The following is an 11875-nucleotide window of genomic DNA, read 5'->3' as shown; positions in this document are numbered from 1 at the left end:
AAAAACTACTCTTTTGCTCAACGTTTTATTATATGTTTCTAAGTATACTAGGATTTTCTAATTTGTCAACGCAAGAATTGAAAAAAAGACCATATCGGATAATAAACCACAGCTGCTAATCCAACGTTTAGAAAGACTGTTGGTAACACTTCATACATCAAGAACGTCAACAAACTAATATTAGCTAGTCCAATGATAAAGCCGGCAAAATAAGTGATGAATAAATACACCACTAATCCAGCTAAATAGAGAAATAATCCACTTAGTAATCGTTCATCTAAAATACGATGAAGCTGTTTCATGACTCCGACTGCGGCCAAGAATGCGCATGTATACGTACCAAAAATGCCAGTATAGTACATATCAAACAAAATACCTACAAGCGCAACATAAAACCATAGTGGTAATTCATTGTCAACATCAAACTGTACACCCAGAAACGCCCATCCGAGTGTGAGGGTAGGTAAAACATGCCATGGAAAATGTGTTAGTATGCCACCTAATCCTGACATCAATGTCCCATCAATAAATAATGTCAATATCAACAATACCGGATAAATGACACGTAATCTTGTTAGTTGCCAAAAAGCCATTAGTTTGCTCCAATCTGAGAAACTGCAACCATTACCGTCGTGATGTTGCCCAAATCAGCAGCTGGTTCAATATAGATTTTCTTTGACAAACCATAATCATCAGTGCTGACTCTAGCAACTTTTCCAACGTATAAACCAGCAGGAATAACACCACCGAGTCCCGATGTTTCGACTAAGTCACCTTTTTTGATTTTATTATCAGAAGTCACCTGTCCCATGATCAACTGATTTTTTTCACGATTAAAGCTTGTTACAATGCCATTAACATCCCCATTGTCACCTTTTATGGTGATAGCAAATCGATTAGCATCAGAACTTGTATCAGAAATTAAAGCGACTTTTGAGTTAGTGGTATTAACTTCACTAATGCGTCCAATAATACCAGCGCCAGCAAGAACCGGCATACCCTTTTTTAAACCAGCGTTCGACCCCTGATTAATAACAAGCTGTGATTGCCAGGTAGTTGGCGATCGGCTAATTGTTACAGCTGATATTGTTTTATAATCTGTTAACGTTGCTTTCAATTTTAACTGTTTTTTAAGAGACTTATTTTCTTCTTCTACAGTTTGAAGCCTAACTTTGTCTTGCGCAAAAGCATCAATTTTTGCTTTTAAGGCTTTATTTTCTTCAAAAGTATCAAGCAAGTTACCAATGCTGTTGGCTGTCCGACCGATTGCCGTTGTAGGAACAGCAATAACGCGACTAACGCCCCCTGCCAAATCATTCCCAAACCTCTGCAAAAAAGGGGGCGTATTTGTGCGTTTAGCCCACCAATTCGATCCTGCTATTAAACTAACAATCACAATAATGCTAACAATCAATGTAACTACAGTACGTGATGAAAATATTTTTTTCATGTTTTTCCCCAAAACGTGAAGTAGCAGAATATGCCACTAACCGCAAACAACTTCAAAATATAAAAGCGTAGCGCAAGCGCCACGCTCTAAAATACAAAATTAAGATTAACTTTGTCGCATGACATCAATTGACTTTAATGCCTCTCCGGTACCAATCGCCACAGCATCTAGTGGTTCGTTAGCAATCAGAACAGGTACTTTAGTCGCTTCCTGAATAATTTTATCCATGTCGCGCAACAATGCCCCGCCACCAGTTAGAACCATTCCGTGATCAATCACATCAGCTGCCAACTCAGGCTGCGTTGATTCCAAAGTCTCACGAATAGCTGCAACAATTTCTTGTACTGGTTCTTGAATAGCAGCAGCAACATCTTCCGCTGTAACATCAATTGTTTTTGGTAATCCTGTCAGCAAATCACGACCACGTACGGTTGCATTAGGTAAAGTTCGCGCCAAATCTAATGACGCAGCACCAATTTCAATTTTCAAACGCTCAGCAGTTGGTTCACCAATGGTGACATTATATTTATTGCGGACAAAGTTTGCGATAGCTTCATCTAACTTGTCACCAGCAATACGAATTGAACGGCTTGATACAATGCCACCAAGAGAAATTGTCGCAACATCTGTTGTACCACCACCCATGTCAACAACCATCGATCCAGTAGGATCCATAACGGGCAACCCTGCCCCAACGGCGGCGGCAAAAGGTTCCTCAATAACGTAGGCATCGCGTGCGCCTGCAACGCGAGCAGCGTCAATTACAGCACGCCGTTCAACGGCTGTCACGCCTGAAGGAACACCAATGGTAACATATGGCTTACCTATACGACCCCCAAGGGCTTTTTGCAAATAATAACGAATCATTGCAACTGTTGTATCATAGTCAGCAATAACACCATCTCGCATTGGTCTAATAGCCGCAATACTAGCTGGTGTGCGACCTAACATATCTTTTGCCTCTGAACCGACTGCAACTACTTCGTTCGTTTGAGTGTTCCGCGCGACAACTGAAGGCTCACGCAAAACAATGCCACGACCTTCAATATATACATAAGTGTTTGCGGTACCTAAATCAATACCGACATTGCGTTGTCCAAATGAAAATGCCACGTCACTGCCCCTTTAATTGCCATTTAAAATACTATTATTTTTTACTTAACTTATAATATTGTAGCATAAAAAACTTGCTTTTCGTACACTAATTTGCACGGACATACGTCACCTGACCGTGGGCATGTGCAACACCTCGAATCGCATTTTGGTACGCAAATGATGCCCACGCTTTTTGGAATGCTGGAAAGTTCTCGGGGTTGATTTTAATTTCATCTATTTTGCCATCACGCAAGTCATTCAATGCTATTGTATAATCCATGTTTCACCTCAACTACAATTGTAACACGTTTTAATTTTAGCACTCATTATTAAAGAGTGCTAATTCATTAAACTTTTTTGCTTGCTTTATGTTATAATAGTCTTATAACCTATGAAAGGAGAGTATGGCTTTCAATATCGTATAAGCCATACGTATAGTAAATATGGCACAGCAAGATCCCTTTGGTTTTAATAACTTAGACGACATGTTCCGCGCTATGAACGAACAAATGGCACAGGTTCAAGGTCAACAAAATACACAATCAAAAAAGAATAAAAATAGCAAACATCAATTGCTGGATGAATACGGCATTAACCTAACTCAACAAGCTCGTGACGGTAAGCTCGACCCCGTTATTGGACGTGGCAATGAAGTATCACGAACAATTGAAATTTTAAATCGACGTACAAAAAACAATCCCGTACTTATTGGTGAGCCTGGAGTTGGTAAAACAGCAGTTGTTGAAGGCTTGGCCTTAGCTATTGTGGCAGGAAAAGTACCCGATAAGCTTCAACAAAAAGAAGTTATTCGTCTCGACATGTCAGCTTTGGTTCAAGGAACGAGCATGCGTGGGCAATTTGAAGCAAGAATGCGACAATTGATGAAAGAAGTGACTGACAATGATGATGTCATTTTATTTATCGATGAAATTCATGAAATTATGGGCGCTGGTAACGCAGAGGGCGGAATGGATGCTGGCAATATTTTAAAGCCAGCTCTGGCTCGTGGTGAATTTCAATTAATTGGTGCCACCACCTTAAATGAGTATCGTAAAATTGAAAAAGATGGCGCAATCGCTCGCCGTTTTCAACCGGTCCAAGTTGAAGAACCATCTAAAGAAGAAACACTCACAATTTTGCAAGGAATTCGCCAACGATATCAAGATTATCATCATGTCATTTACACAGATGATGCCTTAAAGGCTGCCGTTGATTTATCCGATCGTTACATTCCAGAACGTTTTTTACCCGACAAGGCCATTGACTTGATTGATGAAGCTGGTTCACGTAAAAACTTAACTATGAATGTTGCAGATCCACAAACGATTCAAGGTAAAATCGATGCCGCCGATCGTCTCAAGCAAGAAGCAATTGACAAGGAAGATTTTGAGAAAGCTAGTTATTGGCGTGATCAAGTGAATCAACTCGAGTCACAAAAAGCACAAGTTGAGGCACATCCCGAAATGTCGAAACCACAAAACATTAATGAAAAAGACATTTTAGATATCGTTGAAGAAAAAACAGATATTCCGGTTGGCGAATTGAAAGAAAATGAAGCCAATCAACTACAAGATCTGGATAAAAATTTGTCTAAACACGTTATTGGTCAAGAAAATGCTGTTGAAACTGTCGCTAAAGCAGTGCGCCGAAACAGGATTGGTTTGACAAAATCGGGTCGCCCTATTGGCTCATTTTTATTTGTCGGTCCAACCGGTGTCGGTAAAACCGAAACTGCAAAGCAGCTTGCCAAAGAAATGTTTGGCAGTGAGGATTCAATGATTCGTTTTGATATGTCAGAATACATGGAAAAACACACTGCCTCAAAAATGATTGGTGCGCCTGCGGGGTACGTTGGTTATGAAGAAGCCGGTCAACTTACTGAGCAGGTTCGCCGTCACCCATATTCTCTGGTGCTATTTGACGAAGTTGAAAAAGCACATCCCGATATTATGAATATGTTCTTACAAATTCTAGACGATGGTCGCTTGACAGACGCCCAAGGTCACGTGGTTAGCTTTAAGGACACAATTGTTATTATGACATCTAATGCCGGTTCAACAGATACTGGTAATTCACCTGTTGGCTTTGCACAAGCGGACACTCAAAATCGACTGATGCAGCGTCTAGCAAATTATTTTAGACCTGAATTTTTGAATCGTTTTGATGATATCGTTGAATTTCAACCCCTATCACAGGATGACTTGCTTAAGATTGTTGATTTATTGTTGCACAATATGAACGATAATTTATCAGAAAACGGTCTACACATTGAAGTGAGTGATTCTGCCAAAAAGCAGTTAGTATCTTTAGGATATGATCCTTCAATGGGTGCTCGTCCGTTGCGGCGAGTGTTACAAGACAAAATTGCCGATGGCATTGCTGATTATTATCTGGCTCATCCAAATGTCCATCAATTGTATGCCGATTGGCAAGACCAAGACTTTACCATTAACGAAGTTCAAAACGAACCAGCCAAAATTGAAAAGTAAATTGAAGACCTGCGGGTCTTTTTTTGTTTGTGATATAATGGTGACATATTCAAAGGGGATTATTCTATGGCAAATACTGCACCCGTATGGGTTTACGATAAAGATATTGCAACGGGTGAACTACTACAGGAACCACGTCGATTAGACGGAGAATCTGGCAATGATTACCACGTATCACCTGTCGCGATTAAACAATATGAATATGTTGATAGCTCTGGTCAATTGACAGGGGTTTTTGGTAATTTACCACAAACAGCAGTCTTATATTATCGTCCTAATGACTGGCGAGCTGTACACCGTATTGATATGTTTGTAGAAACGTTAACCAAACTGCCAGTTTATCCCACGCCTAGTGATCTTAGTCCAATTAGCACCACAATTTCTCCGAAAGAATATTGGAGCACTCACCTTCGCGTCATTACTAGTAATGGTCAATTTTGGTATCAGATAGGTGATCATCACTGGTTAAGATACGACGCAAGTCAAATGGCGCTATCAGATAACGCACCAGATCAAACAAATGTCAATTATTTCAATAATCCTGAAAAGGTTGAAAATGATCAACCTAATGCGATTGTTAACTTTCTGCCAGGGCAATCAACGGAAGTTTTTGAAGCACCATACGGATTACCTGTTGGCAGTGTTTTAGATGGCGACTTCGTGGCTATTTCAGATGAATTGCATGATGCTAACGGTGTCGTGTGGTTAAAATTAGCTACTAAGGGTTGGATAAACGGTGTGTATATTGACCGATTATAAAAAAAGAAGCAAAGTATTTCTACCTTGCTTCTTTTTTAATCTAATAGCGTTGTTGTAAAAGTTTTTTCACCAGATTTACGAATCAAAATTGCCTGCATTTCATTTGCTGTTTGCACTATAATTTTTATGGGTACATTGCTGGGTAAATACTTCAGGGCCGATTGTGAAATATAGGTTGTGAAACTTTCGATTTCAGTTTGACTATAAAATTGCGTTGTAACATTCACAGTCATGCTTGACAATGTGCCGTTCTTAAAGTCAGCTACAGCTGTCGCGCCTGCTATATTGGGAAAGAAATTGGCAACATCATTTTTAAAATTAGCAAAACCCGTATTAGCATCTGACCCCAACTTTGAGGTATCAGTTGCTTCTTTCGGTAACACAATGGATTGGTCGTCAATATCTGACCATTTTTCAATTGTTGTTCCTTTATCACTTGTTGTCTGTGCGTAGAAACTACCTGGTGCAAGTGAATCTGCTTGTGAATTAGCATACATTGCAATCACGATAGGCGTATCATCACTTACACCTTTTTGTTCACGTACTTGCTTAAGAATTTGTGCGGCAACTTTTTTACCGTAAGCAACACGATCCGCCTCAGATATATTCTGCGTATAGGTTGCACCATACTGTTCTTTTTGATATTCATCTTGCGTGTTCATGGCAACACCAATAATCATACCCGACAGTTTCAAATTATCGCCGTCTTTGACCATAAAGTCTTGCTCAGTCAATGTCTGTACATAAATCGGGTTTCGTGAACTATCGGTTTTACCGTTATCTTCTGGGTTGAGACCAATGGTGTCACTACTACTTTTACGTCCCAATAAATCTGTCACTAGGGATGAACCCAAATATTGTCCTTCTTGAAAAATATAACGACTAGGTTTAAAGTGATTTTTTGCCAAATCTAGTAAAGAAGATTCAAAGTTTTTAACATCAAGACTGTTTGGTTCAGAAGAAGCAGTAATGCCTCGTGCAGCACTGACCAAATATCGACCATTCTTAATGACCGTTTGGTACTCCCCTGGTGTACTCTGTGTAATTTGTACGCCACTAGACTTTTTAGTCGTTGTTGGTGTAACCCGATTGGCATTAAAAAAATATAATGCGCCAACTGCCACTGCCAAAACTACCACGGCAATTATCATATAAATTCGGAAACTAATGCGTTTCATGACTTGTTATCCTCTTTTAACTGTGCATCAACAAATGCTTGTTCTGTCCAAACCAAGACGCCCAGTTCGTTTGCTTTTTCTAACTTGCTACCAGCAGCGCCACCAGCGATGAGCAGATCTGTTTTTGCTGAAACAGACCCAGCAACACTAGCACCATGATCTTGCAACCACTTAGTCGCAACCGGACGACTACTCTGTTCTAGTTTACCAGTTAACACGACCTTTTTGCCATAAAAAAACGAATTTTCATCAACTTCTACGCCAGATGAATAAATTTGATTAACACCTGCATCTGTTAATTCTTGCTGAAGCTGGTGTGCAGCAGGCATACTAAAGTATTGTACTAACGAATGGGCAATTGCTTCACCAATTCCTGGAATAGCCGAAATTTCATCAACATTGGCATTTGCTATTTCGGTGAGTGTTTTGAATTTTTCGGCAATTAACCGTGCCGCCTTTGCCCCAACCATACGAATACCTAGTCCAAACAACAAACGTTCTAACGAATTATTCTTTGATTGAGCAATCGCATTGATTAAATTAGTTGCAGATTTTTCCTTAAATTTGTCTAGCGTTAAAAGTTGTGACAACTCTAATCGATAAATTGAAGCAACGTCTTTAATATAATCTGCTTTCAATAATTGACCAATAACGCGTGGCCCCATGCCATCAATATTCATCGCATTGCGCGAAGCAAAATGCGTTAACCCTTCTTGAATTTGAGCTGAACAAAATGGATTAATGCAACGCAAGGCAACTTCACCTTCAATATGGACTAATTCCGATTGACAGGCTGGACAAAAAGTGGGAATTTCATAGATGGTACTATCAATTGGTCGCTTATCTAATATCACTTGCCCGATTTCTGGAATGATATCACCAGCTTTGTGAAGTGTCACAGTATCACCAATTCGCACCCCTTTTTCATTCAAATAATCAGGATTATGCAAACTGGCGCGTTGCACTGTTGTGCCGGCTAACTGAACCGGATCCATCACAGCAGTCGGTGTCACAGCACCAGTTCGACCAACTGTCCATTCAATGTCTCTGACCACCGTAAGAGCTTCTTCTGGCGGAAACTTATAGGCAATTGCCCAACGAGGGATTTTAACCGTATTGCCTAAATCAATTTGCAAATCTAGTTGGTCAACTTTGACAACTACACCATCAATCCCGTATGCTAATTCATCACGCTTAGCAGTATATTCTGAAATATAGTCAGCAATATCTACCATTTTTGGTATCACACGGTTTTGTCGATTGGTTGGTAACCCAAGTGATGCAAATCGCTCTAAAGCGCCACTTTGTGTCGTCGCACCCAAAACTTCCGGTTCAGCTGTGTAATAAACAAACGCAGACAATTCACGTGATTTCGTGATATTTACATCTAATTGGCGCAATGAGCCAGCAGCCGCGTTACGAGGGTTTGCAAAGGGCTCTAATCCATCCGCTTCGCGTTGCAAATTCAACTTAGCAAAACTTTTTTTCGGCATATAAATTTCACCACGTACCTCAATGGTGAGTGGCTCTGTCAGCGTTTGTGGCACTGATTTAATTGTTTTCACATTACGCGTGACATCTTCACCAACAACACCATTACCACGTGTTGAGGCCTGTACGAGTTTGCCTTGTTCGTAGGTGAGTGCCACTGCTAAGCCATCAATTTTGAGTTCTAAATTGTACGCCGATTGAAATCCCAATGATTTAGTTGTACGCTCATCCCACTCCTCGAGTTCTGCCAAACTGAACACATCCCCGAGTGACAACATTGGCGCAGGATGCGTGACTTTGGCCAATTCCGATTTAGTGTCGGCACCACCAACATTTTGTGTTGGAGAATCTGGTGTTACAAATTGAGGAAATGCACTTTCTAATGCAACAAGTCGTGCATATAGTGTGTCGTAAATATGATCTTCAACCAAAGGCTCATCGTTTTCATAATAGGCAACACCATAATTGATTAATTGTGTCTGTAAATGAGCAATTTCTTGCTGCGCTGTCTCTGTTGTCATTTTTTCAATTGGTGTAAATTCTGGTAACATCTCATACCTCACTGATGATTAATTCGTTGCATAATAGCTGCGATAGCTTGTTTCAACGTGATTGTTTGATTGAAAATTATTTCGTCTGGCCATCCAAGATAATCGTTTTTTCGATACCATTTGGCAACATCTGACTCTGTAAATGATACAAATCGTTTTGTTCGGTGACGACTGATTGTTTCTGTCAACGGCAAATCATAATAAACTGGTATAACAATATCAAATTTTGTTAGGACAGATTGTAAGTATTCCCTGTATACATCCTGACGTAAAATACCTTCCAAAATCACAACGTCAACATACAATCGTCCAAATTCAATTAATTCGGCCATCAAATTAATGGCTAAATTGCCTGCATGATCGTCGACTTGCAGCATCTGTCGGCGAACAACATCTTGTGAAATTAGAAAACTACTATCACACTGATCATGTAAAGCTTGTGCTAACGTTGTTTTACCACTTCCAGAATTACCTCTAATAATAATAACTTTTGTCATTCGGCACGTGTAATTGGTGCAAAAGCTGCCAAAAGTTGTTTAACCCCTTCAGAAGGAAAAGCAACTTTCAATTCTTGATCTTGGGCGTCTCCGGAAACGGCGACCACTGTCCCAATGCCCCATTTCTTGTGTGATACTTTATCGCCAGCTCGCCATGGCGTTTTATCCGCCCCAGTCGTACCTGATGTCGTTTTTGTTACAGGACTTGCTTTATAGGTTGTTGCCGTTGCACGCTGCGTAGGATTGTCAAATGGTAAATGGCGGTCTAAAGTAGTAGAACTATTAAATCCACTATTAACCATGTCGAGTAGTTCAGGCGATATTTCATCAATGAAACGCGACGCTTCATTAGCTTGTGTACGACCATACAGCAAACGTGAATAAGCGTTTGTTAAGAACAACTTTTTCATTGCACGTGTAATACCCACATAAGCCAACCTGCGTTCTTCTTCAAGTTGATCATCGTCCATCATTGAACGCGATAGCGGGAAAATACCTTCTTCCATGCCGACAAGAAATACCACAGGAAACTCCAAACCTTTGGCAGCGTGCAGTGTCATTAGTGTCACTGCGCCATCACCTTCTTCAAAATCATCTAAATCGCTCATCAGAGCAGTTGAACCAAGAAAATCTGTCATTGGATCAACTGAATCAGGATCATCGGGATTGTATTTAGCATCAAACTCTTTAGTAACTGACAAGAACTCCTCCAAGTTTTCTAAACGTCCTTGACTTTCCGGATCATTTTTTTCTGCTAACATTTTGCGATAACCGGAGGTCGTCATTGCCATTTCTGCTAATTCAGTAACATTCAAGAACTCAGCTTGTTGACGCAGATTGTGCATCATTTCAGCAAAACTAATCAACTTTGAAGCGGCTTTTGCAGTAATTTCGGGTGCTAACTCAATATTTTCAATGGCACCCATATAAGATAAATCCATACGATTGGCAAAAGCACGTAGACGATTAATTGAAGTTGCGCCAATGCCTCGTTTAGGTTCATTCACAATACGTTCAAACGCAGCATTATCTGATGGATTGGTGATTAAATTCATATACGACATAATGTCTAAAATTTCTTTACGCTCGTAGAATTTATGCCCACCTACCATCGTATATGGCATATTAGCTTTAACTAAAGCTTCTTCAATACCTCGTGATTGGGCATTGGTACGATACAAAACAGCAAAATCACTGTACGCCATTTTTTCCGTTTGTCGCATTTTTTGAATATTTGACAAAACAAAATTAGCCTCATCACGTTCACTTTGGGCACGATAATAAGTTATTTTGTCACCCTTACCATTTTCGGTCCACAAATTTTTATCAATGCGCTCATTATTGTTATTGATAACAGCATTGGCGGCGTCCAAAATATTTTGTGTCGACCGATAATTTTGCTCTAACATCACGGTATGCGCGTCAGGATAATCTTTCTCAAAATTTAAAATATTATTCATATTAGCGCCACGCCAGCCATAAATCGATTGATCTGCATCACCAACCACTGCCAAATTACGTGACCTTTTGGCTAACAAATTAACAATTGTATATTGCGCATCATTTGTATCTTGGTACTCATCGACGTGTAAATACTCAAATTGATTTTGATATTTTGACAATACATCTGGTACTTGATTAAACAAATCGATTGTCAGCATAATCAAATCATCAAAGTCCACGCTTTGTGCACGACGCAATTCAGATTGATAGGCTGCATATACTTCTGCTACTGTTTCTTCGTATACATTGCCGGCTTGTTTTGCATAGGCTTTAGGTGTCAGCATATCATTTTTGGCATTGGAAATTGTCCCTAAAATTGTTCTGGGATCATATTGGTTTGTGTCAAGATTTAAATCATTAATCACTCTTTTGAGCAAAGTACGCTGCGCACTAGTATCAACGATGGTGAAATTACGTGATAAGCCAATATTTTCACCATCACGTCGCAAAATCCGTACTGCTAAGGCATGAAATGTTGAAACCCAAATTTCTTTTGCCACTTCAGCATCAACTAGTTGGGCAATTCTTTCACGCATTTCTCGTGCTGCTTTATTAGTAAATGTAATTGCCAAAATGCGCCAAGGATAAATATTTAAATCTTGTATGAGATGTGCGATACGATGTGTCAACACACGCGTTTTTCCTGAGCCAGCACCCGCCATAATCAATAATGGTCCCTGTGTCGTTTGTACTGCTTCTGATTGTCGATCATTCATTCCTGAAACAAGTGTTTCTAATGGCATATTGTTATCCTTTATCTGTAAATTAGCTCTTTCTATTTTACCACCAATAGGCCGATATCTCTATTCACTGCATCAGGATTTCTTATTACCCGTTATGATAAAATATCAATTTGTGTTAA

Annotated in this window: 10 protein-coding genes and 1 other annotated feature (1 of these 11 cut by a window edge); of the genes, 2 read left to right on the top strand and 8 right to left on the bottom strand. The window is 39.8% G+C overall.

The window, feature by feature from the left end:
* Positions 1-30 (bottom strand) — a binding site (T-box leader) (it extends 192 nt beyond the left edge of the window).
* Between the two features lie 35 nt (positions 31-65).
* The 4 genes from mreD to IAE53_RS01040 all read right to left on the bottom strand — a co-directional run bounded on the left by mreD (position 66) and on the right by IAE53_RS01040 (position 2825).
* Positions 66-593 (bottom strand): rod shape-determining protein MreD, encoded by a 528-nt coding sequence (mreD, locus tag IAE53_RS01055; protein ID WP_148423107.1) that lies wholly within the window; start codon positions 591-593, stop codon positions 66-68.
* The gene (gene mreC / locus IAE53_RS01050) at positions 593-1450 is read right to left on the bottom strand and encodes a rod shape-determining protein MreC (RefSeq protein ID WP_148423108.1); all 858 of its coding nucleotides are present in this window, start codon (positions 1448-1450) and stop codon (positions 593-595) included. Before mreC ends, mreD begins: the two co-directional genes overlap by 1 nt.
* A 105-nt stretch (positions 1451-1555) precedes the next feature.
* Positions 1556-2563: a rod shape-determining protein gene (locus IAE53_RS01045; RefSeq protein ID WP_004914314.1), complete on the bottom strand. Its 1008-nt coding sequence runs from the start codon at positions 2561-2563 to the stop codon at positions 1556-1558.
* Between the two features lie 88 nt (positions 2564-2651).
* The gene (locus tag IAE53_RS01040) at positions 2652-2825 is read right to left on the bottom strand and encodes a hypothetical protein (RefSeq protein ID WP_167497500.1); all 174 of its coding nucleotides are present in this window, start codon (positions 2823-2825) and stop codon (positions 2652-2654) included.
* 163 nt (positions 2826-2988) lie between these two features.
* Here IAE53_RS01040 and IAE53_RS01035 point away from each other — a divergent pair, with 163 nt between their 5' ends.
* Complete coding sequence (locus IAE53_RS01035; protein ID WP_200135795.1) at positions 2989-5034, top strand: ATP-dependent Clp protease ATP-binding subunit; 2046 nt, start codon at positions 2989-2991, stop codon at positions 5032-5034.
* A 66-nt stretch (positions 5035-5100) separates the two neighbouring features.
* On the top strand, positions 5101-5793 hold the full coding sequence (locus IAE53_RS01030) for a MucBP domain-containing protein (protein WP_010281281.1): 693 nt from the start codon (positions 5101-5103) through the stop codon (positions 5791-5793).
* A gap of 35 nt (positions 5794-5828) precedes the next feature.
* Here IAE53_RS01030 and IAE53_RS01025 read toward each other — a convergent pair whose 3' ends face one another.
* From IAE53_RS01025 to pcrA, 4 genes are read right to left on the bottom strand one after another with little or no spacing between them, the layout of a single operon-like run.
* A complete protein-coding gene (locus tag IAE53_RS01025) occupies positions 5829-6971 on the bottom strand; it encodes a CamS family sex pheromone protein (RefSeq protein WP_010281279.1) in 1143 nt (380 codons plus the stop codon).
* Positions 6968-9013 (bottom strand): NAD-dependent DNA ligase LigA, encoded by a 2046-nt coding sequence (gene ligA, locus IAE53_RS01020; protein ID WP_148423110.1) that lies wholly within the window; start codon positions 9011-9013, stop codon positions 6968-6970. Before ligA ends, IAE53_RS01025 begins: the two co-directional genes overlap by 4 nt.
* Positions 9014-9021: 8 nt before the next feature.
* On the bottom strand, positions 9022-9510 hold the full coding sequence (locus IAE53_RS01015) for an AAA family ATPase (protein WP_200135794.1): 489 nt from the start codon (positions 9508-9510) through the stop codon (positions 9022-9024).
* Positions 9507-11756, bottom strand: coding sequence for a DNA helicase PcrA (gene pcrA / locus IAE53_RS01010; RefSeq protein ID WP_200135793.1), 2250 nt, complete (start codon positions 11754-11756; stop codon positions 9507-9509). Before pcrA ends, IAE53_RS01015 begins: the two co-directional genes overlap by 4 nt.
* Positions 11757-11875 lie beyond the last annotated feature (119 nt).

Origin of the sequence: Leuconostoc sp. S50, from assembly GCF_016624925.1 — a bacterium.
Lineage (GTDB): Bacteria > Bacillota > Bacilli > Lactobacillales > Lactobacillaceae > Leuconostoc > Leuconostoc pseudomesenteroides.
The sequence above is the reverse complement of the archived record's forward strand: the minus strand, read 5'-3'. Positions and strand labels throughout refer to the sequence as shown.

Bases quoted from the DNA above. Each gene is read 5' to 3' on its own strand.
- IAE53_RS01025 (WP_010281279.1), bottom strand. From the start codon at position 6,971: ATGAAACGCATTAGTTTCCGAATTTATATGATAATTGCCGTGGTAGTT.
- IAE53_RS01035 (WP_200135795.1), top strand. From the start codon at position 2,989: ATGGCACAGCAAGATCCCTTTGGTTTTAATAACTTAGACGACATGTTC.
- mreD (WP_148423107.1), bottom strand. From the start codon at position 593: ATGGCTTTTTGGCAACTAACAAGATTACGTGTCATTTATCCGGTATTG.
- mreC (WP_148423108.1), bottom strand. From the start codon at position 1,450: ATGAAAAAAATATTTTCATCACGTACTGTAGTTACATTGATTGTTAGC.
- ligA (WP_148423110.1), bottom strand. From the start codon at position 9,013: ATGTTACCAGAATTTACACCAATTGAAAAAATGACAACAGAGACAGCG.
- IAE53_RS01040 (WP_167497500.1), bottom strand. From the start codon at position 2,825: ATGGATTATACAATAGCATTGAATGACTTGCGTGATGGCAAAATAGAT.
- IAE53_RS01015 (WP_200135794.1), bottom strand. From the start codon at position 9,510: ATGACAAAAGTTATTATTATTAGAGGTAATTCTGGAAGTGGTAAAACA.
- IAE53_RS01030 (WP_010281281.1), top strand. From the start codon at position 5,101: ATGGCAAATACTGCACCCGTATGGGTTTACGATAAAGATATTGCAACG.
- pcrA (WP_200135793.1), bottom strand. From the start codon at position 11,756: ATGCCATTAGAAACACTTGTTTCAGGAATGAATGATCGACAATCAGAA.